The 24,249-nt window shown below is 56.4% G+C and carries 20 protein-coding genes and 1 pseudogene; 13 read left to right on the top strand and 8 right to left on the bottom strand.

Translation table 11 applies throughout. From position 1 onward, the window contains the following. Positions 1 to 58 precede the first annotated feature (58 nt). The 7 genes from PL640_RS23025 (at position 59) to PL640_RS25840 (ending at position 9,464) form a co-directional block, all read left to right on the top strand. Positions 59 to 1,162: an ABC transporter substrate-binding protein gene (locus PL640_RS23025; RefSeq protein WP_271363670.1), complete on the top strand. Its 1,104-nt coding sequence runs from the start codon at positions 59 to 61 to the stop codon at positions 1,160 to 1,162. 71 nt (positions 1,163 to 1,233) lie between these two features. After that, complete coding sequence (locus PL640_RS23020) at positions 1,234 to 2,292, top strand: ABC transporter ATP-binding protein (RefSeq protein WP_271363669.1); 1,059 nt, start codon at positions 1,234 to 1,236, stop codon at positions 2,290 to 2,292. A gap of 94 nt (positions 2,293 to 2,386) precedes the next feature. Then, positions 2,387 to 3,928 carry a hydantoinase/oxoprolinase family protein gene (locus PL640_RS23015; RefSeq protein WP_271363668.1) on the top strand — a complete coding sequence of 514 codons (1,542 nt, stop codon included), beginning with the start codon at positions 2,387 to 2,389 and terminating at the stop codon, positions 3,926 to 3,928. 10 nt (positions 3,929 to 3,938) lie between these two features. Beyond that, on the top strand, positions 3,939 to 5,027 hold the full coding sequence (locus tag PL640_RS23010) for a DUF917 domain-containing protein (protein WP_271363667.1): 1,089 nt from the start codon (positions 3,939 to 3,941) through the stop codon (positions 5,025 to 5,027). 1 nt (position 5,028) lies between these two features. Continuing rightward, entirely contained in the window at positions 5,029 to 6,117 is a 1,089-nt protein-coding gene (locus PL640_RS23005; RefSeq protein ID WP_271363666.1) for a DUF917 domain-containing protein, read from the top strand. Positions 6,118 to 6,207: 90 nt separating this feature from the next. Beyond that, positions 6,208 to 8,952: a LuxR C-terminal-related transcriptional regulator gene (locus tag PL640_RS23000; RefSeq protein ID WP_271363665.1), complete on the top strand. Its 2,745-nt coding sequence runs from the start codon at positions 6,208 to 6,210 to the stop codon at positions 8,950 to 8,952. 272 nt (positions 8,953 to 9,224) lie between these two features. Continuing rightward, the gene (locus PL640_RS25840) at positions 9,225 to 9,464 is read left to right on the top strand and encodes a LysR family transcriptional regulator (RefSeq protein WP_405048909.1); all 240 of its coding nucleotides are present in this window, start codon (positions 9,225 to 9,227) and stop codon (positions 9,462 to 9,464) included. A gap of 1,003 nt (positions 9,465 to 10,467) precedes the next feature. On the opposite strand, the gene PL640_RS22995 is transcribed toward PL640_RS25840, so the two are convergent. Beyond that, the gene (locus PL640_RS22995; protein ID WP_271363664.1) at positions 10,468 to 10,647 is read right to left on the bottom strand and encodes a hypothetical protein; all 180 of its coding nucleotides are present in this window, start codon (positions 10,645 to 10,647) and stop codon (positions 10,468 to 10,470) included. A 2-nt stretch (positions 10,648 to 10,649) separates the two neighbouring features. Then, positions 10,650 to 11,804: a glucoamylase family protein gene (locus PL640_RS22990; protein WP_271363694.1), complete on the bottom strand. Its 1,155-nt coding sequence runs from the start codon at positions 11,802 to 11,804 to the stop codon at positions 10,650 to 10,652. 357 nt (positions 11,805 to 12,161) lie between these two features. On the opposite strand from PL640_RS22990, the gene PL640_RS22985 reads away from it, so the two are divergent. Both PL640_RS22985 and PL640_RS22980 read left to right on the top strand, forming a co-directional pair. Then, a complete protein-coding gene (locus tag PL640_RS22985; protein WP_271363663.1) occupies positions 12,162 to 12,971 on the top strand; it encodes a cyclase family protein in 810 nt (269 codons plus the stop codon). Positions 12,972 to 13,499: 528 nt separating this feature from the next. Beyond that, complete coding sequence (locus PL640_RS22980) at positions 13,500 to 13,733, top strand: BrnA antitoxin family protein (RefSeq protein ID WP_271363693.1); 234 nt, start codon at positions 13,500 to 13,502, stop codon at positions 13,731 to 13,733. Between the two features lie 205 nt (positions 13,734 to 13,938). Here the strand turns inward: PL640_RS22980 and PL640_RS22975 are convergent, their stop codons facing one another. Beyond that, entirely contained in the window at positions 13,939 to 15,849 is a 1,911-nt protein-coding gene (locus PL640_RS22975; RefSeq protein ID WP_271363692.1) for an AI-2E family transporter, read from the bottom strand. Between the two features lie 242 nt (positions 15,850 to 16,091). Then, positions 16,092 to 17,303 (bottom strand): CHASE3 domain-containing protein, encoded by a 1,212-nt coding sequence (locus PL640_RS22970; protein WP_271363662.1) that lies wholly within the window; start codon positions 17,301 to 17,303, stop codon positions 16,092 to 16,094. A gap of 213 nt (positions 17,304 to 17,516) precedes the next feature. Here PL640_RS22970 and PL640_RS25835 point away from each other — a divergent pair, with 213 nt between their 5' ends. Further along, positions 17,517 to 17,762: a 2'-5' RNA ligase family protein gene (locus tag PL640_RS25835; protein ID WP_405049204.1), complete on the top strand. Its 246-nt coding sequence runs from the start codon at positions 17,517 to 17,519 to the stop codon at positions 17,760 to 17,762. Between the two features lie 96 nt (positions 17,763 to 17,858). Here PL640_RS25835 and PL640_RS22965 read toward each other — a convergent pair. Continuing rightward, a pseudogene (locus PL640_RS22965) lies at positions 17,859 to 18,193 on the bottom strand (3'-5' exonuclease); the annotation flags it as partial. A 256-nt stretch (positions 18,194 to 18,449) separates the two neighbouring features. Here PL640_RS22965 and PL640_RS22960 point away from each other — a divergent pair. Beyond that, the gene (locus PL640_RS22960; protein WP_271363661.1) at positions 18,450 to 19,427 is read left to right on the top strand and encodes an HWE histidine kinase domain-containing protein; all 978 of its coding nucleotides are present in this window, start codon (positions 18,450 to 18,452) and stop codon (positions 19,425 to 19,427) included. A 29-nt stretch (positions 19,428 to 19,456) separates the two neighbouring features. Here the strand turns inward: PL640_RS22960 and PL640_RS22955 are convergent, their stop codons facing one another. From PL640_RS22955 to PL640_RS22945, 3 genes are all read right to left on the bottom strand, one after another. Continuing rightward, positions 19,457 to 19,909, bottom strand: a complete 453-nt coding sequence (locus tag PL640_RS22955; RefSeq protein ID WP_271363660.1) for a response regulator — start codon at positions 19,907 to 19,909, stop codon at positions 19,457 to 19,459. Next, a complete protein-coding gene (locus PL640_RS22950) occupies positions 19,906 to 20,997 on the bottom strand; it encodes a histidine kinase dimerization/phosphoacceptor domain -containing protein (RefSeq protein WP_271363659.1) in 1,092 nt (363 codons plus the stop codon). The genes PL640_RS22955 and PL640_RS22950 overlap by 4 nt, the downstream gene beginning before the upstream one ends. 466 nt (positions 20,998 to 21,463) lie before the next feature. Then, positions 21,464 to 21,961 (bottom strand): hypothetical protein, encoded by a 498-nt coding sequence (locus PL640_RS22945; RefSeq protein WP_271363658.1) that lies wholly within the window; start codon positions 21,959 to 21,961, stop codon positions 21,464 to 21,466. Between the two features lie 130 nt (positions 21,962 to 22,091). Between PL640_RS22945 and PL640_RS22940 the strand changes: the two genes are divergently transcribed. Next, the gene (locus PL640_RS22940; RefSeq protein ID WP_271363657.1) at positions 22,092 to 22,757 is read left to right on the top strand and encodes a response regulator transcription factor; all 666 of its coding nucleotides are present in this window, start codon (positions 22,092 to 22,094) and stop codon (positions 22,755 to 22,757) included. Further along, entirely contained in the window at positions 22,754 to 24,118 is a 1,365-nt protein-coding gene (locus PL640_RS22935) for a sensor histidine kinase (RefSeq protein ID WP_271363656.1), read from the top strand. The genes PL640_RS22940 and PL640_RS22935 overlap by 4 nt, the downstream gene beginning before the upstream one ends. The last annotated feature ends 131 nt before the right edge of the window (positions 24,119 to 24,249 follow it).

Genomic DNA, 24,249 nt, shown 5'->3' with positions numbered 1-24,249 from the left:
GCCGGACATTCAATGAAATACCCGTATCCATAGATTCAAAAACAAGGGGAACATGGACATGACAGGAATGACATTCGATCCCGGCCGCCGCAGGCTCCTCAAGATGGGTGCTGCAGCGGCAACCTTGCCGCTCTTCAACATCAACCACGCCTTCTCGCAGGACGTGACCTATGACGGTTCCGTTTTCGATGCCGGCGGCGCGGTGTTGCGTATCGGGGAATGGGGCGGCCCCTGGGGCGAACTGGTGCACAAATACCTGCTGACCGACTTCGCGAAAGATTTCAACTGCAAGATCGAATATGATTCCACTTGGCCGTGGTTTCCGAAATTCGTCGCCAACGGGCCGAAGAAACCGCCGCTCGACATCACCAACTGGAACCTGCCGGAAATGTTCAAGACGGCGGCGGCGGGCGATTTCTTCCACACGATCGACGAAATTCTTCCCAATGTGCCGAACGGCAAAAATCTCTGGCCCTTCGCCACCTCGAACGGCGTCGGCGTCACCTGGGCCTTTAACCAGTATGTGCATGCCTATCGCACCGACCTCGTCACACCGCCGCCGACCAGCTTCAAGGACATGTGGAAGCCGGAATTCGCGGGCAAGCGCGGCACCTACATCACCTCCAACACCCTGCAGATGGACTTCTTCCTCGTCGCCTGCTCGCTCTTCGGCAAGGATCAGTACGATCTCGACGCCGGTTACAAGGCGATGAAGGAATTGATGCCCGCCAAGATTTCGGATTTCACCGGCAACATGCAGACGCTGATGGATCGCGGTGAAGTGGTCATCGCGGTGCAGAGCGACGCCGAACCGATGCAGGCCCGCGACAAGGGCGCTCCCTTCGCCGTGATGTACTGGAAGGAACTTCAGCCGATCCTGACCCAGACCTACACGGTCAGCCGCTACTCCGAGCCGACCCAGAAGAAGCTTGCCTATGCGCTTCTCAACCGTGCGCTGGAGCCGTCCTTCATGACCAATATGGGCAAGGAATTCTACCTGCGCCCCACCGTTTCCAACGCCGTCCTGCCGGATAATCTCGTCAAGGCCGGCATCGTCAACACCGCCGACGCCACCAAGGATTTCTGGCTGCCGGACTGGAAGGCCTATCTCGAGAACGAAGACGATATCGTCGAGACCGTGAACGAAATCTTCGCGGGCTGACCTTCGCACCCGCAGAACGTCGTGGCCGGTCCCCCCGGCCACGCCCCAGAGGGAAAGGACAACGGAAGCCGATGTCGGATATTCAACTGAAAAGCCTCGTCAAATCATATGGCGACAACGTCGCGGTCGCGGGCATCGATCTGCACATAGAACAGGGCGAGTTCTTTTCGCTGCTGGGACCTTCCGGTTGCGGCAAGTCCACGACATTGCGCATGATCGCCGGCTTCATCCGCCCATCGTCGGGACAGATCCTGATCGGATCGGATGATGTCACCCATCTGCCGCCGGAGAAGCGCGACATCGGCATCGTCTTCCAGAACTATGCGATTTTTCCGCATATGAGCGTGGCGGAAAACATCGCCTTCGGCCTGAAGCTGCGAAAGAAATCCAAGGGAGAAATCGACAGCTCCGTCGCCTTCGCGTTACGCCAGGTCGGGCTGATGGGATATGAAAACCGCTATCAGCGCCAGCTTTCCGGCGGCGAGCAGCAGCGTGTGGCCCTTGCCCGCGTGCTGGTCACCGAACCGCGCATCCTGCTTCTGGATGAGCCGCTTTCGGCGCTCGACAAATCGCTGAGGGAGGAGATGAAATACTGGATCAAGGACCTGCAGAAGAAGCTCGGCATCACCACCGTTTACGTGACCCACGATCAGGATGAGGCGCTTACCATGTCCGACCGCATCGGTGTGATGCAGAAGGCCAAGGTCGAGCAGGTGGGCACGCCGCAGGAAATCTACGAAAGGCCGAAGACGCTTTTCGTCACCACCTTCATCGGCCAGTCGAATGTCATCGACGCCACGGTGAGAGGCCGCGAAGGCGAAAGGCTCGCGGTCCGCTTCGGCGACAGCACGGCGCTGACCCGGCTTCCATCCGACAATTTTGCCGAAGGCAAGGCCGTCAAGCTGGTGGTCAGGCCGGAAAACATCATCATCGGCGAGGCCGGCACCGGCCTTGCGGCAACCGTCGTTTCGGAAACCTATCAGGGCGCTCTTGTCCGCTACCATCTTTCGGTCGGTGGGCAGGATATCGTCGCCGAGCGGCAGAACCAGTCCCACCTTGCGCGGCTTTCCCCCGGACAGGCGATCGGCGTGACGTGGGACCCGGAACGATCCGAAGTGCTTGTGGCCTGAGGCCCGGCACCGGAACCAGAAAATCGGGAACGGATGCATGTGCGGCGACCGGCCGCGCAGGCGCCCTTCCCTTGTCTATCGACAGGAGAAAGACATGCGTATTGGCATTGATGTGGGTGGCACGAATACCGACGCCGCCCTTATGGATGGGGCAGCGGTCATCGGCGCCTGCAAAAGCCCGACAACGGCCGATGTCGGCTCGGGCATCGTGGCGGTGCTGAAAAAGCTTCTTGGCATGACGGGCGTATCCGTCTCGCAAATTCAGGCGGTGATGATCGGCACGACCCATTTCACCAATGCCGTGGTGGAGCGCAAGCGCCTGCTGGAAGTCGCCGCCATCCGCCTCGGCCTGCCGGCGACCAAGGGCCTGCCGCCGCTGACCGACTGGCCGAAGGACCTTGCCGATACGCTTGGCCGCCACACCTTCATGCTGCGCGGCGGACATGAATTCGACGGGCGCACCATTGCGCCTCTCGACGAAAAGGGATTGATGGAGGTTGCCGCCACCGTGCGTGAACGCGGCCTGAAGACGGCGGCCATCACCTCGGTTTTTTCGCCGGTCACGCCGGAAATGGAACTTCGCGCCGCCGAAATCCTGCGTGATGCGGTTCCCGACATCGCCATCTCGCTCAGCCACGAAATCGGCAGGGTGGGTTTCCTCGAGCGTGAAAACGCCTCGATCATGAATGCCTCGCTGGCCGAGCTTTCCCGCAAGGTCGTCTCATCCTTTCGCAGCGCGCTGAAGGAACTGGACATCAAGGCGCCGTTTTTCATCAGCCAGAACGACGGAACATTGATGTCTCCCGACTATGTGGAGCGTTATCCCGTCCTTACCTTCGCCTCCGGTCCCACCAACTCCATGCGCGGCGCTGCGATGCTGGCCGGTGTCAAGGAAGCCATGGTGGTGGATATTGGCGGTACGACATCAGATGTCGGCATGCTCGTGCACGGTTTCCCGAGAGAATCGGCGGTTGCCGTCGATATTGGCGGTGTGCGCACCAATTTCCGCATGCCGGACGTGCTGGCCATCGGGCTTGGCGGCGGCTCGCTGGTGCGTGACGAAGGTGAGCGCATCGGTCCCGATTCCGTCGGTTACGAGATCACCAGCAAGGCGCTGGTTTTCGGCGGCGATACCCTGACCACCACGGATATCGTCGTGGCGGCCGGTCTGGAGGATATTGGCGACCGTTCCCGCGTTGCGCATATTGCCGCCAAAACCATCGAAACTGCGCTTGATACCATGCACCGAATGGTCGATGAAGCGGTGGATCGAATGAAAACCAGCGCCGATCCGCTTCCCGTCATTCTGGTGGGTGGCGGCTCCATTCTGGTGTCGCGCGATCTGCCTTCGGCATCGAAAGTCTTGAGGCCCGAGAACGCCTCCGTCGCCAACGCCATCGGCGCGGCCATCGCACAGGTGGGCGGCGAGGTGGACCGCATCTTCTCGCTTGAAGGCACATCGCGCGACGCCGTTCTGGCAAGCGCAAAGGCCGAGGCTTCTGAACGGGCGGTAAAGGCGGGGGCGACTGCAGCCTCCGTCAAGATCATGGATATAGAGGAAGTACCGCTCGCCTATCTGCCCGGCAGTGCTACCCGCATCCGCGTCAAGGCGGTCGGCGACCTGGTGATCGGTTGAGGACATGGCGATGAAACTCACACGCGAACATCTTGCCGATCTTGCCGTCGGTGCGGCCTTTCTTGGAACTGGCGGCGGCGGCGACCCCTATGTCGGACGCATGATGGTGCAGCAATGCCTGGACGAAGGCTGCGAGGTCGAGCTGATCGACCCCAGCGAGCTGCCGGACGACAGCCTGGTCATCCCGACTGCCATGATGGGTGCACCGACCGTGCTGGTGGAAAAAATCCCCTCCGGCGACGAGGCCGTTTTCTCGCTTCGTCGTCTCGAAAAACGGCTCGGTAAAAAAGCCGGTTACACCATGCCCATTGAGATAGGCGGCATCAACTCCACTATTCCGCTGGTTGTCGGCGCCCGCCTTGGTCTGCCCATCGTCGATGCTGACGGCATGGGGCGCGCCTTTCCGTTTCTGGAAATGGAGACATTCGGCGTTTACGGCATATCCGGCTCCCCTATGGCGGTCAGCAACGAATGGGGCGATTGTGCGCTGATCGAAGCCGTCGACAACAAGCAGATGGAATGGCTCTCCCGCGCCGTCGCCATTCGCATGGGCGGCTGCGCCTATATTGCGGAATATGCAATGAGCGGCGCAGAGGTGAAGCGCACGGCAATTCCCAATACGCTGACGCTGGCGATCCACATCGGCAAGGTGTTGCGCGAGGCGCAGGAGGACCACATCAACCCCATCGAGGCGCTTCTCGGCTTCCTGCCGTCCACGCTTTACCGTTACGGCCGCGTCATCTTTCAGGGAAAGATAGTGGATGTGATGCGCGAAACCAAAGCCGGCTTCACCATCGGCCGCGCCTGCATCGAAGCCATCGCACCGTTCACCTCGCAGATGGAAATCGAAATCCAGAACGAGAACCTGATAGCCAGGCAGGATGGCAGGGTAAAGGCCATTGTGCCGGACCTGATCTCGATCATGAACACGGAAACCGCCGAGCCAATCACCAGCGAAAACCTGCGTTACGGCCAGCGCGTCACCGTGGTCGCTGTCTCCGTGCCGGAGATCATGCGTACCCCGGAAGCCCTGAACGTCTTCGGCCCGGCCTGCTTCGGCCTGAAGGAACCCTTTACCTCCATCGAGGAGATCGACTGACATGGCAATCATCACGGAGCAGGACATAGACGATCTGGCCGTCGGCGCGGCCGTTCTCGGCACCGGCGGCGGCGGCGACCCCTATATCGGCAAACTTCTGGCCAAGGCCGCCATTGAAAAATACGGGTCGGTGGACCTGATCGCGCTCGACGCGGTTCCCGATGGCACAGCCGTTGTCGCCTGCGGCGCGATGGGAGCGCCCACCATTCTCATCGAAAAAATTCCCTCCGGCGAAGAAGGCGACCTTGCGCTTGAGACCTATGAGGATCACACCGGTATCGATGTCGGCGCCATCATTCCCTTCGAGGCGGGCGGCATCAATTCCATGATCCCGATCGTGCTCGCGGCCAAAAAGCGCGTGCCCGTCATCGATGCGGACGGCATGGGCCGCGCCTTCCCTCAGCTCGAGATGGAAACCTTCAACGTCTACGGCGTGCCGGCCAGCCCGGTGGCGGTGGCGGACGAACGCGGCAACCGCGTGCTGATCGAGACTGAAGACGCCGCAAAGGCCGAGTGGCTGGCCCGTGGCGTGACCATACGCATGGGTGGGCAGGCCTACATCGTCAATTACGGTATGGATGGCGAGACGGCAAAACGCGTCTCGGTGCCGGCAACCATGTCGCTCGCCATCGGCATTGGCCGGACCCTGCGCGAGGCGGCCTCCGGGCACCTCGATCCGGTGCGGGCGCTTGTCGATTTTTTCGCGGGCACGCATTACGGCCATGCCGAAATCATCACATCCGGCAAGGTTTGCGATGTCGCCCGCAAGGAGGAAAACGGCTGGTCGGTGGGGATTGCCACCGTGGAACCCTTTGATACCTTGAAACCGAAGGTCAAAATCCGCATTCAGAACGAAAATCTCGTGGCCGAGGAGGAAGGCGGCCGCGTGCTGGCGATAGTCCCCGATCTTATCACCGTGCTCGACATCGACACGGCCGAAGCCATCACTACCGAGAGGCTGCGTTATGGACAACGCGTGAACGTGCTTGCCGTGCGTGTGCCGCCCATTATGCGCACTCCGGAAGCGCTTGCCGTCTTCGGTCCCGCAGCCTTCGGCCTTTCGCAAGCCTACCGGCCACTCGGCTCTTGACGAATGCCCGTTATCAGGCGCTGATAATGGCCTGCCCTTTCCGGACATCATTCCGGCTTGGGCCGGTCGTTCAGTGACGAAAGAGGACCGATGCCGAGCCGTGTCTCGCGTGAAAAGCAATTGAATGCCGTAAGAACCTTTACCGGCGCCGGGTTGCGCTTCAGCCCGCCGCGCATGCTTTTTTCAGGCATCGAAAGACCTTATCTGCTTTCCAAGCTGGCCGCAGGGCTTTCTAGACAGATCGTCGTGCTTCGCGCCCCGCCCGGTTTCGGCAAGACCGCCCTGATGAAGGCGGCCTATGAGCGTCTGGTGAACGGCACCCTCACTTTGCCAGGCATGCGCGAGACGGCGGTTTCCCATTGTTCTTGGCTAAACGCGTTCAGTATTGCGTCTCCTGAGCGGCTCGTCGCCGAACTGCTCCAATCGCTTGGCCTTGCCGCCATGGCCGACAAGCCGGAGGCGATGACCAATGCCATGGATACCGTTGCCAGGCGTGAGGGCGAAACGGTTCTCTTCATCGACAATATCGACAACATCGAAATTGCCGCCCGGCACAGTCTGCTGGAACGGCTGATACTGTCTGCGCCTGACAATCTGCGTATTGCCTTATCTTCCTGCTCGCCTGCACAATTGCCGCTTGGCCGGCTGAAAGCGCGTGGCGTGCTGGCGGAACTGACGGCGCGAGACCTCGAATTCGGGCGGTCCGAATTGCGGCGGCTTCTATCGGCCAGCGCGATGACGGCGCTTGTCGATCCCTTGATGGAGATCACGCGCGGATGGCCGGCACTGGCGCAGCTTGCTGCCCGCATTGTAGACGGCAATCCGACGGACGAAGAGCGTCGTGTGCTTCTTGCCGCTACGCACCTGGATCTGACAGGCTATGTTCGCGAGACCGTCGTCGACAGGCTGTCGCCCACCGTATTGTCAATGCTGCGTAGCCTTTCTCCCTTTCAGGAGTTTCGCCTGGATCTCGCATCCGACCTCGGCTTCAGCAACCTTTCACAAGAAGACCTGACGATGATTGAAAGCATGCATCCGATAATAGAAAACGGGCAGAATGGCTGGCTATCGCTGCATCCTGTGCTTCGCGCTTGCCTTGAACGGGAGGCGGCCTTCGTCTCAGATGCCGAGAAAAAGGCGATGCATCGACAGGCTGCGCTCTGGTTCGCCAAGCGGGGGCATTTGGAACGAGCCGTATCGCATGCCGCCCAAAGCGGCGACTTCCGCATGGCGGAAGAAATTATCGGCAAGGCCGGTGGCGTCGATATTTTTTTGAGAGCGGGCCATCAAGTGCTGGAGCAACTGATAGACAATTTCCCTCCAGATGTCCTGCATGCCTCGCCCGGGTTGATGGTCTCTTACGCCGTAGTGCTGTCGAAACGTGGAAATGCCTCGGCCGGACGCGAGCGACTCGATATTCTCAAGGAAAACGGAGAATGGTCGGCGGCAGCGCTTTCCGCAGTGGACCGCAGCGTTCTTGACCATATCGACAGTTTGATCGATGTCTATGAAGATCGCCGCATGACGAAAGAAGAAGCTGAACGGCTGGAACGCGCCGCAGCCGCCCTGCCACCGCACGCCACTTGGGAACTCGCTTGGCTCTTCAACCACCTCTGCATCATTTATACCCGGACGGGCCAGCTTGAGGAGGCACGGCGGGCGGCGCTAAAGGCGCTCGGATATTATCGCGAGGAGAAAACGCCCTATGCGCAGGTGTTCATGCTCATCCATCTTGGCCTCGTCAGTACACTAAAGGGCGAATTCTCCGCCGCTCTGCAATTCTGTCGGGAGGCGGAAGAGCTGGTGGAACGAGTGCACTGGACGGACCGGAACCTGCTGGCCATCGTGCGTCTGGCTATGGCCGATGTGCTTTATCAGCAGGGCGACGTGTTGCAGGTGGAGCAGAGCCTGACCGATTGCATGGAACCGCTGATCCGGGGAGAAAGCTGGGTGGACCTGTTCACGCGGCTGTTCTGGCTTCTGGCCCGCAGTCGCCTTCAGGTGAGCGGCTTCGACGCCGCGGCTGCCGCGCTGGACAAGGCAGAAGAGGTGGCGGTAGAGCGCAACCTGCCTCGGCTGAAGACCGCAGCTGCCATCATGCGGATCGACCTGCTTGTTCGGGTCGGCATGATAGAATCAGCAATTCAGACCATGGAGCGGGCAAAATCGCTGAAGGAGCTAGGTGGCTCCGACAACTGGACATGGCGAGAGGCCTATGATTTCGACATTGCGACAGCGCGGCTGGCGCTTGCCCAGGGGCAGGCATCGCGGGCGCTACAGGTTCTGGAGGCTCTGATCCTGTCGGCCAGGGCGTCAGGCCGGGCCTATCATCGCATGCTGGCCGAGATCATGGCCGTCCAGGCATCCTGGAAGGCGGGGCGCCAACAGCAGGCCTTCACCTATCTGCAATCGGCCATCGCGCTTGCTCGCACTCACGAAGCGACGCAGCTCTTTACCGATGAGGGGCATGATTTGGCTGCCACTCTGCGCGCCATCGTGCGCCGTTTCGGGCTGAAGGTCTTTAGCCCTAACGCCGTGGAATTCATGAGCCGCATTGTTGGACATGGCTTCGGTCGCAAGCCTCGTATGATAGTTTCCGCACACGAGAAGCATGGCGGCATAGCGCCAGCGTCCGGGTTGCTGAGCGGACGTGAACTCACAGTCCTCAAGCTTCTTTCCGAAGGCCGCAGCAACAAGGAAATCGCCCGCGAACTAGGGCTTTCGGAATCCACGGTCAAGTTTCACCTGAAGAACATCTATGCCAAGCTTGGCGTCAGCCGACGTGGCATGGCCGTTTCCGTCAGCAGACACCTTAAGCTGACTGAGCCTGAATAAGGTGTTTGGTTCACCAGCGTCGTTGTAACGAGTTGGCCTAAAGAATAAGCCGGAGCCAAGGTCTCCGGCCAAACCTTTTATTACGGAACTATCTGTGCAATCGAGCTGGGCACTTGGCGGTCGCCATCCTGAAGGCGAATTTTGCAGTGCAACAAGGCGGGAAGTGGTATGAGCTTCTAGCGGTTGTGCGAGGTGCTCGATGTTGCCTGGGACTGATCAGCTCCAAGTTTTTGCGTTGGTGGTGGAAACCGTAAGCGGTTGACCGGCTGGGAATGTATCGGTCAATTGTCAGCCGGCGCATCGCGCAGTTGGAAGAAGAGTTGGGAGTCCGTCTATTAAATCGATCAACGCATTACGTTAGGTCAAATACACTGGGAGTTGCCTTCCACGAGAGGGTAAAGCGTATCCTTATAGATATGGATGAGGCTGTCGGTTACGTAACCGGCGGAGCCACTGACATAAATGGTGCTGTCAGGATATCGGCGCCGACTTATTTGCGACGATGTATCTGACATCGGCCGCTAGAGATATTCCAGGCTAGAGATAAATCTCGATCTGACTAGCAAATTAAGGATACACTTGAAAGCTAATTGACAAACTGAGTGGAAACCTAAATTGATCTCTACGTTTCATGGGAGCGGGCAACGTTTTTCTAGCTCGAATACTCTCCCAAATATTTGCACCTCGTATTCTATTGATTTCATCAAGCATGCCGCTTCCAGTTCTCTGGAGCGGCTTTTGATAGAGACAAGCCGATGTTCTCGTTGAGAAAAACCTAATTTAGTCCAATGGACGCCAGCGTTCTCAAATAGTTCGCTAGCCGTTCTGCGATTGCTATGGCAATGACGCCCCATAATGACCTCAGTCACGCAGACTTACCACCCGTCACCCGTCTTTGCATTGCCCCTATATCCACATCGCGCTCGCGCCGGTTGGACGTTCTGCGAAGGTATTGCAGCGACTGCACTTCCTTAGATTGCAGCATAAGCCAGTTTACAACTTTAGGGATCGCTATGTTTTTTCACTTGGGAACTATGTTCCCGATTGCTCGATATTCATGAATAGTGACGTAGCTGGCCGTCTCTCTGAACCCATACCGGGGCGTTTTTCCAACTTGACCTTTTTGCTTCACGGGACCCCTAGAAGCCCCTCCAACAGAAGCAGCAGCCAATAATAATAGGCGAAAGGCCCGCCAAACGCGCTGACGGGCCGGATATGGGCGAAATGAACGGTAATCGGCTGGAAGTGTCACACGAACAGGACGCAGGCCGATAGAAACAGAATGGACAGGCTGCATGCAATCTCAGGAATGCTCATCGTGCTTTCCTCCCTGCTGCGATGTTCACGGCTTCAACGGGCAATGAGGTCATCCGGTTGCGCGGTAGGCGCGCAATTCCTCTATTCAGGCCAGGTTGGGCGTGGCTGCAAATCACACGACTTTGCTGCATTCCCAGTTCACCGCTTCGCCCTGGCTCACAAAATACTGCTTCATCAGCGCCTCGAGCGTCTTGATTGTTATCCCAGACTGAAGGCAATCAAGCTCAGTTGCTCGCCTTCTTCTGCCCACGGTTCCCGATCGCCAGATGCTGCCATCTTGCCGAACATCGCCACTACCACCTGCTGCAATAGAGTTATGATGCCGATCACGTCTTCAGCCGCTATGCATTCGTATTGAGTAAGCTTGGAAACGATCATGCTCATATCTCGATACACGTCCTTACCATCACCCTCTCGGAGTTGCTCTGATAAAACCCCAGATGCGCCAGGCCGTTTTTCACTTCCGGCGCATTCATGAACAAATCCCAGATGAGACCAGTGCGATGGTTTTCCACCATTGCGACCACCGGGCCCTGATTTATTGCAAGATGCGTTCGGGAGACCCAGCCCGTTGAAGGCTGAAAGGCATCCATCAGGCCGAAGCGGCCGATGAGCGCGCCGTCACGCCATTGCAGGAAGCGTAGCGCCGCCTGTTGTGACCGCAGCGGCATAAAAGGCATGCTGGAGAGGGCTGCCGTCGTCGCGATAATACCGTGATCGTTGGTCGGAGAGTTGACGACGTAACCCTTTGGCCCATCACAGGCGGACAGTCCCCATCCGTCTTCGATTGCATATCGGGTTCGGCAGTAGCGGTAGTTGATCTGGCAATGGGCGTGAGCCTGCTCCAGATAATCACGGCAGTAAACATCCCCCAAGCCTCGTGGATCAAGCGTACAGAACGAGTAGTGCGACAGGAAGAGCGGGCCTCCATATGGCTCGCCAAGCGGCAGCCGCACACCGAGATAATTCGATCCATTCCGGATCGCGCCACTACGCGCCCACCCGGAATGATAACACTCCGGGCTTATCGAATGCGCAACTGAACCTGCCGCCAGCACATAACAGACCAGAGCCTCGTTCCAGCCCACAATCGGCAGATTTTTCATCCAGGCATACCGAGGGCTCCAGTGCCAGAAAAGCGGCCCTGTTTCTCCCCTGGTAAACCAGTTCCATTCGACGGCATCGACTATTCCAGTGACAGACCGGCGTAAACCAATCTCTTCGGATGTCTCGCCGCTGAAGAACTCGCGAACGCAGATAAGCGCCTGAACGAGAAGCGCGGTTTCGACAAGATCACCACCGTCATCGTATTTCGCAAATGGTATTGTTTTTCCGCTCGATGTATCGACGAAGTGAGGAAAGGCGCCGTGAAAACGCTTCACTCCAGCCAGAGATTCCAGCATACGGCACACACGCGCAATGGCGTCCCGCTTGCTTATCCACCTACGATGAACGCCAACGATGAGCGAGAGGAAACCAAACCCGACACCCGAGATTGAGGTGATCTCATGGATCGGCGAACCATCGGATCGCATCCGATCCCTGGGCAGCCCGCTCTCAGGATGGCTTCCGGACCAGAAATAGTCAAAGGTGGCGCGATGCAGGCTATCAAGTTGACCGGGTAATTCGTCTGTCACTTCCAACCTCAAAAGATCCGCGACAGTTGGGAGCAGACCCGTGCCAAGCCTTATCCGACTCGGTTACTATTTCCAAATGCGCAGGAATTCTTCGCCGGGAACGGAAGCCAACATTCAAAAACTGGCTCCGCGACGCCGATGTGTATTTAACATGTCTTTCTACCAAAGCTGAGACCTTGAGAACGACCAATCTTGCTTCACCAGGGTTTTCCGATACCGTCATGAACAGAGGTTTCGTAACGGAGGGAAGATGGGATGTGTAATCACTGCGTGATAGAAGACGTGAAGAAGAACATGCTGTCGCGTCGTATGCTGTTCAAAGGTGCGGCCTTTGCGGGTGTGGCGATGGCCGCGGGAAATCTGGCGACACCGGTCCTTGCTCAGACGGCTCACAAAGTCGTCGATCTCACTCATGTGTACGATTCAGCCTTTCCAACATTTGATGGCAAGCCCGGAATAGAATTCGAATGGGCAGCAGATATCGCCAAGGACGGATACCAACTCCATAAATTGACGGTTTTCGAGCACACTGGAACCCATATCGATGCGCCTTTCCACTTCAGCGCCGATGGCGCCAGCGTTGATCAGCTGGAACCTCAAAAGCTGGTCGCGCCTCTGGTCATCATCGACATCACCGATCGCGCCAAGGAAGATGCCAATTCGACCGTTGAGGCGGCGGATATAGAACGCTGGATCAGCGCAAATGGCGAGATTCCCGCAGGTGCCGTCGTGGCGTTGCGTTCTGGCTGGGCCATAAAGGTTAAGAGCCCCGTCTTCCGTAATGACGACGCTGGAAAATTCGCCTTTCCCGGCTTCAGCAAGTCGGCGACCGATTTACTGCTCGAACGCGACACCGTTGCAATTGGCGTCGACACGCTCTCGCTGGATCCGGGCAACTCTGCCGATTTCGCCGTGCATAATTCTTGGCTTCCAGCCGGCCGCTACGGTATCGAAGGTCTGAACAACCTTGAGGCGTTACCGATCAAGGGGGCGACAATCGTCGTTGGCGCGCCAACCCACCGAGGCGGGACAGGAGGACCGGCTCGTATTCTGGCGCTTGTTTAATCGCAACTGGTCTCCTGGCGATGAACAACGACCTCCGGAAATAACACCGCAGAAGCAGGTGCTTGCTTTTGCGGTGGGCTGCCAGTGAACTGCTGATACGTTCCAGAAGGGTTTTGAACCGTGTTTTACGACCGCCCTCGCCTGCTGTCTGCACAGAACGCCGTGACAATGATTGGTGTCAGCCTTCCGGAAAATCTGTCGCGTGAGAAACTTGCCCATACCTGCTGAACTACAGATAAAGAGGAATGTGCCTGGCGCCACTGCGTCAGTCGCGGCTCTCTTTACCGCCGACCATACCGGTCCATCGGTTGACTGAAAACCGGACAAGCGCTCAAAGCCGCGATTATGGGTGACGATGTGCGATCTCTTCCGGATTATGGGACGGCTGACCAGTTTATCAGCGGCAATGACGCCCTTTCGGCTGCCGACTACACGCGGGTTGCGGCAGCCGCTATGTTGGATATACATCCAGGAAACAAAGGCTTACCGGTGCAGCTGTTCAAGCGCACGACAAGAGAGGATATGACCATGGCGACGACACCCCGAAGACCGTCCAATCCGAAAGACGCGGCAGAGGCATTGTTCAAAAAGGCAAAAAAGGTCGCAGCGCCGGCCGTTGAACGGCCTGCAATCCCCAACACCAGGGAGCCCGTATCATTGAAGATCGACAGCGACGTCCTCGCGCATTTTCAGGCGGACGGACCCGGCTGGCAAGAGCGTATCAACGATACCTTGCGAGCTGCAATGAATGCGTGCAATTGACAGGTCTTGAAGAGACCCTAACCTGCGGCGCGATGTTTGAAATACCAAGCACGCTCACACCTGTCAGAACGCTTTTCCATGACAATACTCTTTCGGGCGTTTTGGATGAAGCCATTATTGTGAAACGCTACCTGTCCAGTCAAAGCGGAAGACAGAAGATAACGTCGATAAACTTCTCTCTAGCATAGGTGATTGTAGATTCTTGCTACGCTACGAGCGGGTTGATTTTCCTTTCCCTACTCCGCCCGATGCGTTTCGTGGCTCTTATCGCAACAGCATTTCCATCAGAAAGAGCGCCCCGGGCAGCGTCGGCAATGCCTGTTGCCACGAAGTCGGCATCGATGTCCTCCGCCGCTACGGGGCTTTCTCTCTCACCATCGCTACCTGGTATTACGATCCCAACCCGTAGGGACGGCTTCTGCCGCTTGAGGCGACGCACCGCCTGGCGGGCATGGGCCTTGGACCCTGCATTCAGAAACGCGATAACGACAGTGTCGATGTCTGTGAGGCGGAGCAGGTTTATGGTTGTGCCGCTGACCATGGAATGTTCGGCCTGGGAGGCCGTCGCCCCCTGAACGGCTAGGACTTGCGCAATCATCGAAGCGGCAGCGTCGTCCATTGCGCCCCTGCCGCCAATGCAAAGGACCGATTTGCGCTTAACGTCAGGCATTTCCGGGTTTTCAGTCGCCTCTTCCAGCGCGGCCGCTTCCGATCCTGACTGACCTTGTTCCGCCTGTTCCTCGATCGCAATCTCTGCAAGATTGCCGATCAGTGTCTGGGTCGTGGAGGCAAACAGGGCAATTTGCGCTTCCGTCATCACACCCCGCTGTCGATCCATTTCACCGAGTTTCAGAGCCGGAAATCCCACTTGCTCGTAATAATCGAGGAGGTACTCGGCTTCGAGAAAATCTTCGGCGTTATCGGTCGCTTCGTTTGGGTCTCCGGCAAGAAGTCTCTGATAGAGCTTCTCCTGTGGTTGCAGGACGGGCTCGTTCCCGAGAAGAACGTCCAGAAAGCTGAACTGAGGGACATACCGCCCAAGCACCACGAGGCAGACGGTAAGGGGTGTGGACAGCATCAATCCGACTGGACCCCAGAGCCATGACCAAAAGATCGCCGAAACGATGATCGCAAGAGGGGAGAGGCCGGTATGGCTTCCGTAAAGCCAAGGCTCGACGACGTTGTTGCTCGCCAGTTCTGTGATGATGAAGAGCGCTGCCACCCATGCAACGAGTGACCATCCGGGCGCGATCGCCAGCGCCAGGAAGAGCGGCAGGATCATGCCGATCACCGGACCGATATAAGGGACGAAACGCAGAACGAGCGTTAGCAGTCCCCAGAGAATAGCGTTCGGAATGCCGAGCAACCACAGTCCAATCGCAATCGGAAGAGCGTAAAGCGTGTTTACGACAAGCTGCATCAGCAGATACTTGCCGACGCGCTTTCCAGCATCCTGCAGCGCTGCCGTCGTCCGGTGCAGATCACCTAGCCCGACGAGACGGATGAATCTGTCGCGCAACTCCTCACGCTCCAGCAGCATGAAGACTACAAGGACGATGACGAGACCGGCCGTTGCGAACGGGCTGATTAGCGGCAGGATGAAGTTGCCGAGCGTTTGAATTGGGTTAGAGCGCGTGACTATTTCCACGGGCATTGGATCCCGCTTGGAGGATGGTGCGGCTCCGTCTTCCTTGCTCTCTTCGGCAGTGTCCTGCATTTCGGAGCCGATGCGCTCGACAACCTTGCTGATATGTTCGAGTATTCCGTTTCCGGACCCGGCGTGGCTCAGTGCCTGCGCCTTCGCGACGATGTTGCGCTGATAGGTTGGAACGTTGTCCGCCAGATTGGCAACCTGGCCAGCGACGATGAAGCCGAAAGCCGCAATAACAAGAAAGGCGCTCGCCACTGCCATGAGAACGGCGGCGATTTTGGGCACGCGGCGCTTGCGCAGAAAGCTGACAATCGGGGCAAGCATAAAGGTCAGCAACAGAGCGAGCGCAAGGGGAATGAACACTTCCTGCCCAACGTACAGAATGACCGCAACGCCGATGAGGATTATGATTGTCCGACCTGAAAGCGTCGGCGACGTGAGCGCGACCGATCTAGTCGGAATCACTGCTCCTGCGATTGCGTTTTTCTCGATACCGCTCACGGATTTCCCCAAATTGTTTGTGTTGCCGTAAATTCCGGCGTGCAGGTAAATGCATCAGGAACGAAACTGATCGGGACGCCGAAAAAAAATCGGGATTATTCGTGAGGGACATCATCGTGATCAAGCTAAATTCTGCAATGAGCAAAATGTGATACCGATTTATGCGGGCTCGCGCTTTTCTGTGGTGCCGGGAGCGCCGATCAAACCTAATGGTAATCGCGAACCCTAAAGGTGCTGATTGGTCGAGAAATATTTTTGACCTGCTGAAAGCCAGCGTCCTCAAACCTAAGCTTTCTTTGCTTTCTGACATGATCTCTCACGGAGCGCGAGACACATATACCTCCAGGTTCAGCAATCCCCTCAAGACGCGCGGCGATGTTGACTGTGTCACCGAATATGTCACCGTTATCAATAATGACGTCGCCGACATTCATTCCTATCCTGAAAAGAAGTCGATCTGCGTCGGGCCTGTCGGCGTTGTGTGTCACCATATATTTCTGGATTTGAAGTGCGCAATCGATCGCTGAAAGCGCGCTTGGAAATGCCGCAACGATGCTGTCTCCCGCCGTGGTTATGATGGCGCCATTATTTTCTTCAATTATCGTGTCGATGATGTCTCTCGCAGCCTTCAAACGCTCAAGAGTATCGGCCTCGTTGTTTTCCATGAGCCTGCTATAACCAACCAGGTCAGCTGCCATAACCGCCATTAGGCGCCTGTCTGCCCGGGAAAGAAGCTCATCTCTCGTTTTTTCAGCCGCTTTTGCGCGGGTAACCGTGGCGCGCACGACCAGTATCGCCATTCCTCCGGCCATGATGGCAAACAGCAAAAGGAGCAGGTGCATCCGCGTCTTCGCTATGCTGGCTGCTTCGGAACGCGTTGCAAGTTGTTCCAACCCATCCTTTTCCATTTGAGCCAGAACAGACCGAATCCCGTCCATAAGGATTTTGCCCTGTCCAGTTTTCACAAGCGCAATTGAGTCGTTCTCGTCCCCGTTGCGGCGAAACTCCACGCTTTGCTCCAGCTCAGATCGTTTCTGGGCAACCAGACTGCGTAGCGTTGCCATACTTCCTGTTTGGGCAGAGGAGTTTTCTGCTCCCTCGGCCAAATTATCAAGCATCCCGTCAAGTGACTCCACCGCATTGGTATACGGCTTGAGGTAAACCTTGTCACCCGTAAGGAGAAAACCTCTCTGCCCAATTTCTGCGTCCTGGATATGAGACATGAGGTCGGAGATCGCGCTCAAATACGCAACGTTACTTCGGACAGCCTCATCTGCTTTTTTGTCTTCGGACGATATCCAGAACCAAAGATAGACGGTCATGCACACACCGATAGCAACGACTGAAAGTGCAATCGGCATTGCCTTCTTTGCGAGTTGTCGGGAAATCGTCGAGTCGATGGAAGAAGGTCGGCGCATGCGTGTGGTCCCACCCAGAAAAAAAGACTTCGAAAGACAATCTGTAGCTTAAGCCACAGCCTGACGACAGAAACGAGGGCCAACGAACATTGTTCACCGGCGCGCACGTTTTTATGCCGCCTCAAGCGACGGGGGCACGACCGTTGCTCTCGAGACAACGATTAAAAACATCGCCGCTCGTCGGTTGGTTGGCGCTTCTCGAACAGGCTGGAGGTGAGTGGCGCCAGGCATCTCGGCGCTGGCGTGGCCTTCTCGATCACCAGCCCGGCACTTGAGGCGATCTGTGCCACATTGAAAAGCGAGTTTGTGTCCTGGCTCGGCTCACAGGAGATGCAGACATGGCGGCCGCACATCGCAATCCAGAATAAGGTGCTCCGATCCACGGCAGATGCACTCCATCGAGACTTGAATAAGAGCTTCCAGCCTTGGCAGATCGAGATAGTTTGCCTCGATCTTTAGGCCTATCTTGGCGGCCCGTGACAGCATGCGGCCTTTGCCCCTATCCGCTGCAGAAATCGGACATGAAACATGAACCTTTGCCTCACTGTGACGGCTTCAGCGCCTGAAACGACCAAAGGCGGTGGGATGTCTGGTCGGCAGATCGGCTTCGGCATAGCGATAAATGTCGGTGCGCGAATAATGAAGCTCCTCGGCGAGCGGAGTTCATCGACTTCGGTCCACCAGGATTTCGGACGGCCCTCGCTCCCGTCCGACCAGCAATAGCCCCTCGCCTTCAAATGATCCTTGAGATCAAAGGGACTGTTCTCGGCGAAGATCCGAACCCTTCAGCGCTGGCTTGCCGCATGAAGCTCGGCAAACGCTGTCGACGGACGGGCTTCATCTTGGCGGACCAACACTTCAAGCAGCGCAAAGCAGTCGTCGACCGCGCGATCAGATTTCTGGCTCTTTCAGCAATCGCTTGATGCATCCAGAAATAAGGTTATTTCCCGATCGCAACCCGAAGATCTTTAAGAGCGTCACGGGATATTTTATTCGCCGGCAAAATCCCGAGCAATATTAACAGCCTCTACGGGTTTGATGCGAAAATTAATTTTGAAACCTGCTGTCGCGTTCCTATCTTACTGGAAGCCCCTACCAGCCTTTGGGAGGATTTTCATTTAACCCTCCTGATAAAGGTTGTGTCTGTTGCTTGATGCCCAAAATAATCCACGGTTCATTGACGCTGCGCTTGCGGCCTCAGACGACTGCATCAAGATTATCGGCCTTGATGGCTCGCTTCAGTTCATGAACGAAGGCGGTCAGCGGGTAATGGAGGTGGAAGATTTTTCCCGCTTCCTCGGATGCCCTTGGCCTGACTTCTGGCAGGGGCAGGGAAACATCGATGCCATTGCGGCGCTTGAAGAAGCACGCTCTGGACGTTCCGCTCGCTTCACTGGCTTTGCGAACACGGCCAAAGGAAACGAACGCTACTGGGATGTGAAGGTATCGCCGATCTTGAACGACGAAGGTGAGGTCGCCAGCATCCTTTCGATTTCAAGAGATATCACTGCCTTAAAGGCGTTCGAAGACGAGCAAATTTTGCTGCGGAGTGAGCTTGCGCATCGGATCAAGAACATCTTGGCAATGGTGCAGGCTGTTGCGTCGCAGACCTTGAAGGACGATGCCGATATGGCGGTCGCCAAGCCGATTTTCCTTTCACGCTTGACCGCTCTCAGTCGAGGGCATGACATTCTCATTAACGCCCAGCACAACTCGACGCAACTGCGCGAATTGGCGGCGGCCGTCATTGCAGAACAGGCTGCTGGTCGGGTTTTGATGGATGGTCCTGAAATAAACCTGTCTGCGAAATGCGCACTTGCTCTGGCGCTGGCGTTCCATGAGCTGACAACAAATGCAGTAAAATATGGCGCCCTATCGAACCACACGGGGCTTGTCGCACTATCCTGGAAAATCAGGTCGGAATGGACAAAGCCGACCCTCGATCTTTCCTGGGTGGAGAGTGGAGGCCCTGAAGTAGCCCTTCCGTCACAACGAGGATTCGGTTCCAGAATGATCGAAAGAGCACTATCCTCGTATGTTGGCGGGACCAGCAGGATCGATTTTAATGCTGACGGCCTGGTATTCTCGTTATCTGCACCTCTATCGAATTTCTCGGAACAGTAGTCCAAGAAGCCAAGCGCCAAACTCAAACGTTAATCGTTCCAGGTAGCGGCAAATGCGGGCGACGCCGTAAAACTGTTGGGCTGCTGCACGGATGGTGGTGGGTCACATACCCCTTCCTGCAGGTAGTTCATCGCTGCTATAAACCCGTTCTGCGACAGTGGTTTAGGGATGACACCATGTGCCCCCCCGAAATCTTCCGGGATGATTTTGGGGTTGGCAGTCACAAACACGATGATCGTTTCTGGCCATCGCTGTTGGATAAGCTTTGAAACATCAAGACCGTTTGTGTTTCTCGCCAGTTGGATATCCACGAACGCGATATTTGGCTGGAGTTCGTCGTCCCAATTCTGGGCATCGTACAAAGAGGCTGCCTCGGCAATCACCTTGTGACCCGCGTCTTCCACCATCATCTCCATATCCATGGCAATTAACGGTTCATCTTCAACAATCAGGATGTTGAGGGGAGGTTTGGGTCGCTTCATGGGACACTCACAGGAATAGTTAAGGTCGCGCTTGAACCGTTGAGAGAATGATCCCAATCTACCCGAGCGTCCAATTGGCCGCACAGCCTGGAAATAAGCTGCAGGCTGAGGGCTGAAATCACATTTTGAGGGGTTTTGTCGCGAACTTCGTTGCTGAGGCAGATCGTCAGCTTCTCGTTGTTCGCGGAACACCGCAAGCTCACCGATTTGATAGGCGTGTAAGGATTGAACAAGTGTTGGAGGACTTCGTTGAGCAGGAGACCAAAAGACGTCGCCTTATCTGACGGAAGATGGACCGTTTGGAGGTCGGAATGCAGAAAGACATCCTTGTAACGACTCGCGCTGATGGCATCCTGAACAATATTTGCGGTGTATGACGACACTTCGAAATATCGAACGTCGTCGGACTGATAAAGCCGACGATGTACGGCAGCCATTGCGTCCACACGTTCCATCGTTGATCGTAAAGCTTTGCGAACATTTGCATCGTCGGAATCTCTGATCTGCATTCGTAGCAGAGAGCCGATGACCGAAAGGTTATTTTTGACCCGGTGGTCAACTTCGTGCAGTAGGAGTGCTTGCGCTTCTACCGATGCTTCCAGATCAGCGGTACGCACCCGGACCTCATGCTCGACCAGCTCTTTCTGATCTACCGCTTTTTGCTGGGCATCAATTCGCTGACTGACGTCGAGTTGTGACGCAAAGTAAAACTGGATATCGCCGTTCCCGCCACGCACAGGGCTGAGGTAAAGCGCATTCCAGAAGCTGGTTCCATCTTTTCGATAGTTCAAAATGTCAGCTGATATGTCTTTTCCGTGCTCAACAGCGTGTCGTATCTGGCTGACAGTGGCGGGCTCGGTATCCTTTCCCTGAAGGAAGCGGCAGTTACGTCCTAAACACTCTTCGCGCGTGTAGCCTGTTAGCTCTTGGAACGCCTCATTGACGAACACGATGGGATTATCAGGTTGGGAAGGGTCGGTCACCACCATTGGCATACGTGTAGCACGAACCGCTGCGGCGAAAGGATCCCCGCGTCCATGCTCGGCCTGCAGCCTGTCGGTGAGCTTCCAGTCGTATTTATCTTCCATGCTCACCAAACAATGAACTTTGTGCCCTGTATCCGCGCATAAACGTAGTCACGTGCCAAATGTTCCTTAAACACAAATTGCCGCGACGCTGTGGATCCAGATTTCGCTTTCGACCTCAGTCGAAAACTGGTGTGATGCCTCAGGCACCGACTTGCAAAATATTGAAAACATAGCGAATGACCGCGTTGGCCTGGACGCCATCACCTTGTTTTACGTCGCCTATGCTGGCTTGAGCATCTGCTCGAGCCGCTCCTTATCATATCCGGGCGGCAAGGTTGAAATTGGCCTTACCTCTGCCTTCTGACGTTACGAGCTGGGGCAAGACCGAACATCCGAGTGTACGGACTTTGCGTCGGGCGGTGAAATGGCGTTCGATCATATTACACGAGGCCAGGTTGGCATGGTAGTCCACAGCAGGTCGCCCGGCGGAAAGCCGGGCGTCGTCTGCTCACTTTTCAGGACGATCTCAATTCAGAAGATGCTTGAGTGGGCCGCGCTCGGGACCACGCGGAGGCTTGCCCGCAGGACCGAGCTGGTCTGTCTTTCCGTCCTCATGAACGATATAGCTGCCATGGACAAAGCCGTTATCGAAGCGACCCTGAACAGTAACGATCTCATCCTGCGTTACGATCTTTCCACCCTCGCCTTCTGGCCCGGTTTCAACAAGAGCGCGCCCACTATCATCTTGAATGATGAACTTGTTGCCGAAGATTTCTGCAACTTTGCCTTTGACGCTTAGGAGGCTGTCTTCTGCCATGGCAGATATTGCGGTCGGTGCGAGAGGCGCAAGCTCAGTCGAAGGGCGCGTGAGTTTCATAGCGCCAGCGCCGCCTGCAACGCCGATGGCCAGGATTGCAAAGGCGCCAACCACCAGCGCAGCTGCGTGTCGCCTCTTCGGTTGTGGATGGACTGTACGGATGTCGTGTTCGCGATGTGTAGCTTCTGTTTCAGGGGTAATGGACATTCCAGATCTCCTCTGTTTGTGGGATGACCCTTTTTAGCAAGGAAGTGCCGCCAGCAGCCTGAACCAACTGGTTCAGCTTGAGTTAAGCGTTAGCATCATAAAACCTCCCTCAACCCGGAGTAAAATTCCCATGCGCGTACTGCTTGTCGAAGACGACAGCGACCTGTCCGGCCGCATTGCCAGTAGCCTCAGACACGAAAACTTCGTGGTCGATATCGCGCGCAATGGTGATGATGGGCAGCATGCAGGACTAACAGAAGCCTTCGACGTCGCAGTCCTTGATCTTGGCCTCCCAAAGATCGACGGAGTCTCGGTTCTCTCTTCGTGGCGAGGCGCGGGTCGCACATTCCCGGTGCTGGTTTTAACTGCACGCGATGGCTGGCCTGACAAGGTGGCAAGCTTCAAGGCTGGAGCCGACGACTTCCTGACCAAGCCTTTCAGGGTGGAGGAACTGGTGCTGCGGCTTCGCGCGCTGGTGCGCCGCGCCAACAATCATGCGAACGCGACGGTCACCTGCGGTTCGATTGTATTCAATGCTCAACTCGGCACCTTTGAGCAACACGGCGTGCCTTTGAAGCTGACAGCGTTGGAGTGGCGTGTGCTGTCTTGCCTGATCCTGCGAAAAGAGATCGTCGTAGATCGAATCGAACTGATGGAACGTGTCTATGATGGGGACGCCGAAGTTGATTCGAACTCACTCGAAGTCATCGTAGCGCGGCTGCGCCGGAAGATTGGCGCTGACGTCATAGAAACCGTCCGGGGCCGCGGATATATGTTGACGGCAGCCGCATCATGAGGCCCAAGCTTCGCCGTCAACCAAAATCGGTAGCCGGGAGATTGATCGCGTTCTCCATCGCCTTCGTCGCTGGCGCCATCCTCGTTGCCTCGGTGATCCTCTGGTTCATCGTCGCAAGCGTCGTCCGCGAACAGATTGATCAGCGGCTCGATACCCAGATCGAGGGTTTACGAAGCGCACTTACAATTGGTGAAAGCGGCGCATTGAGGCTTGATGCTCAGTTAGACGGGCCACCTTTCGATCGTCCGGGCTCTGGATGGTACTGGCAGGTGACTTCCCCAAATTTCAGTCTATCGTCACGATCTCTGGAGAGAGAGCAGCTTGAACCGCGCCATCGGCCCGAATGGCGTGAATTCGCATCAAACAGGCCTCGACCGGACGAGGCCAAAGATGTGCGCGGTAAAGCGCTTTATGTGCGAACGTTGCAGACGGGGATTGGCGATCAAACACTAGAGATAACAGCATCCGCACCGCGATCTGCATTAACTAGTCCGGCGTTCAGATCACTGATGTGGCTGGTGCCGGCCATGCTGCTGTTCGGCATTAGCCTTGTGATCGGAACTTATCTTCAAGTTCGCTTTGGCCTCAAGCCGCTGAAAAGACTGACGACCGATATCGAGGCGGTTTCTCTTGGAAAAAGAGCAAGCCTGCCGGATGCAAATGTCGAAGAATTGACACCTGTAGCTGCCGAGATTAATCGCCTGATTGCACGGAACAACCGGCGCCTTGAGGATACACGCATTCATTTCGCCAACATGGCGCACGGTTTAAAAACACCTGTCGCAAGCCTGACGCTTGGCTTGAATGAAGGAAATGATCCGGACGGCAGCCTGAGAAATCTGGTCCACCGCATTGATCGGCGCATTCGCCATCACCTTGCTGACGCGCGAAAGTCTGCGGTCGCGGGCCTTGCCGATCAAAATACGTCAGTGCGGTCGCATCTCGATGATCTCATTTTCGTTCTTTCAAATGTTCATCGAGACAAAGACCTATCCGTTCGCTGCGACGTCGAGAGTACACTTGCCGTCCGCTGCGACCCCGACGATATCGATGAGATCATCGGTAATCTTTTGGACAACGCCTTTAAATGGGCATCAACAACGATTGCGGTTTCTGCAAACCGGAAAGTCGATCTGGTCGAAATCAAAATCAGAGATGATGGCCCCGGCATTTCCAACGACCAAATTGAGTCAGCCTTCCGTCCCGGGCTACGTCTGGACGAAAGCGTGGCAGGCAGCGGATTTGGTCTTGGGATAGCAAAGGAGATGACGGAGTTGTATGGCGGAACACTCCTGCTCCGAAATCTTGAGGATGGGCTTGAGGCTGTCATATCCTTGCCCGCCTCGGCGCAGGTGACATGACGCGTAGCGCATCTGTTCGATGGTGACAATCGCTAGAAATAATTGCCCGAAGTGCATCGGAGGCCGTGATAGATGGATCATCCTCAGTCACGGAGCTGGCTTTTTACCGAGTTTAATACTCTCGGTGGCTT

This window comes from Agrobacterium sp. ST15.16.024 (assembly GCF_027956545.1).
GTDB lineage: Bacteria > Pseudomonadota > Alphaproteobacteria > Rhizobiales > Rhizobiaceae > Agrobacterium > Agrobacterium cucumeris.
The sequence above is the reverse complement of the archived record's forward strand: the minus strand, read 5'-3'. Positions and strand labels throughout refer to the sequence as shown.

Coding starts and splice junctions, on each gene's coding strand:
- PL640_RS23025 (WP_271363670.1), top strand. CDS start 59: ATGACAGGAATGACATTCGATCCCGGCCGCCGCAGGCTCCTCAAGATG.
- PL640_RS23020 (WP_271363669.1), top strand. CDS start 1,234: ATGTCGGATATTCAACTGAAAAGCCTCGTCAAATCATATGGCGACAAC.
- PL640_RS23015 (WP_271363668.1), top strand. CDS start 2,387: ATGCGTATTGGCATTGATGTGGGTGGCACGAATACCGACGCCGCCCTT.
- PL640_RS23010 (WP_271363667.1), top strand. CDS start 3,939: ATGAAACTCACACGCGAACATCTTGCCGATCTTGCCGTCGGTGCGGCC.
- PL640_RS23005 (WP_271363666.1), top strand. CDS start 5,029: ATGGCAATCATCACGGAGCAGGACATAGACGATCTGGCCGTCGGCGCG.
- PL640_RS23000 (WP_271363665.1), top strand. CDS start 6,208: ATGCCGAGCCGTGTCTCGCGTGAAAAGCAATTGAATGCCGTAAGAACC.
- PL640_RS25840 (WP_405048909.1), top strand. CDS start 9,225: ATGTATCGGTCAATTGTCAGCCGGCGCATCGCGCAGTTGGAAGAAGAG.
- PL640_RS22995 (WP_271363664.1), bottom strand. CDS start 10,647: ATGATCGTTTCCAAGCTTACTCAATACGAATGCATAGCGGCTGAAGAC.
- PL640_RS22990 (WP_271363694.1), bottom strand. CDS start 11,804: ATGCGATCCGATGGTTCGCCGATCCATGAGATCACCTCAATCTCGGGT.
- PL640_RS22985 (WP_271363663.1), top strand. CDS start 12,162: ATGTGTAATCACTGCGTGATAGAAGACGTGAAGAAGAACATGCTGTCG.
- PL640_RS22980 (WP_271363693.1), top strand. CDS start 13,500: ATGGCGACGACACCCCGAAGACCGTCCAATCCGAAAGACGCGGCAGAG.
- PL640_RS22970 (WP_271363662.1), bottom strand. CDS start 17,303: ATGCGCCGACCTTCTTCCATCGACTCGACGATTTCCCGACAACTCGCA.
- PL640_RS22955 (WP_271363660.1), bottom strand. CDS start 19,909: ATGAAGCGACCCAAACCTCCCCTCAACATCCTGATTGTTGAAGATGAA.
- PL640_RS22950 (WP_271363659.1), bottom strand. CDS start 20,997: ATGGAAGATAAATACGACTGGAAGCTCACCGACAGGCTGCAGGCCGAG.
- PL640_RS22945 (WP_271363658.1), bottom strand. CDS start 21,961: ATGTCCATTACCCCTGAAACAGAAGCTACACATCGCGAACACGACATC.
- PL640_RS22940 (WP_271363657.1), top strand. CDS start 22,092: ATGCGCGTACTGCTTGTCGAAGACGACAGCGACCTGTCCGGCCGCATT.
- PL640_RS22935 (WP_271363656.1), top strand. CDS start 22,754: ATGAGGCCCAAGCTTCGCCGTCAACCAAAATCGGTAGCCGGGAGATTG.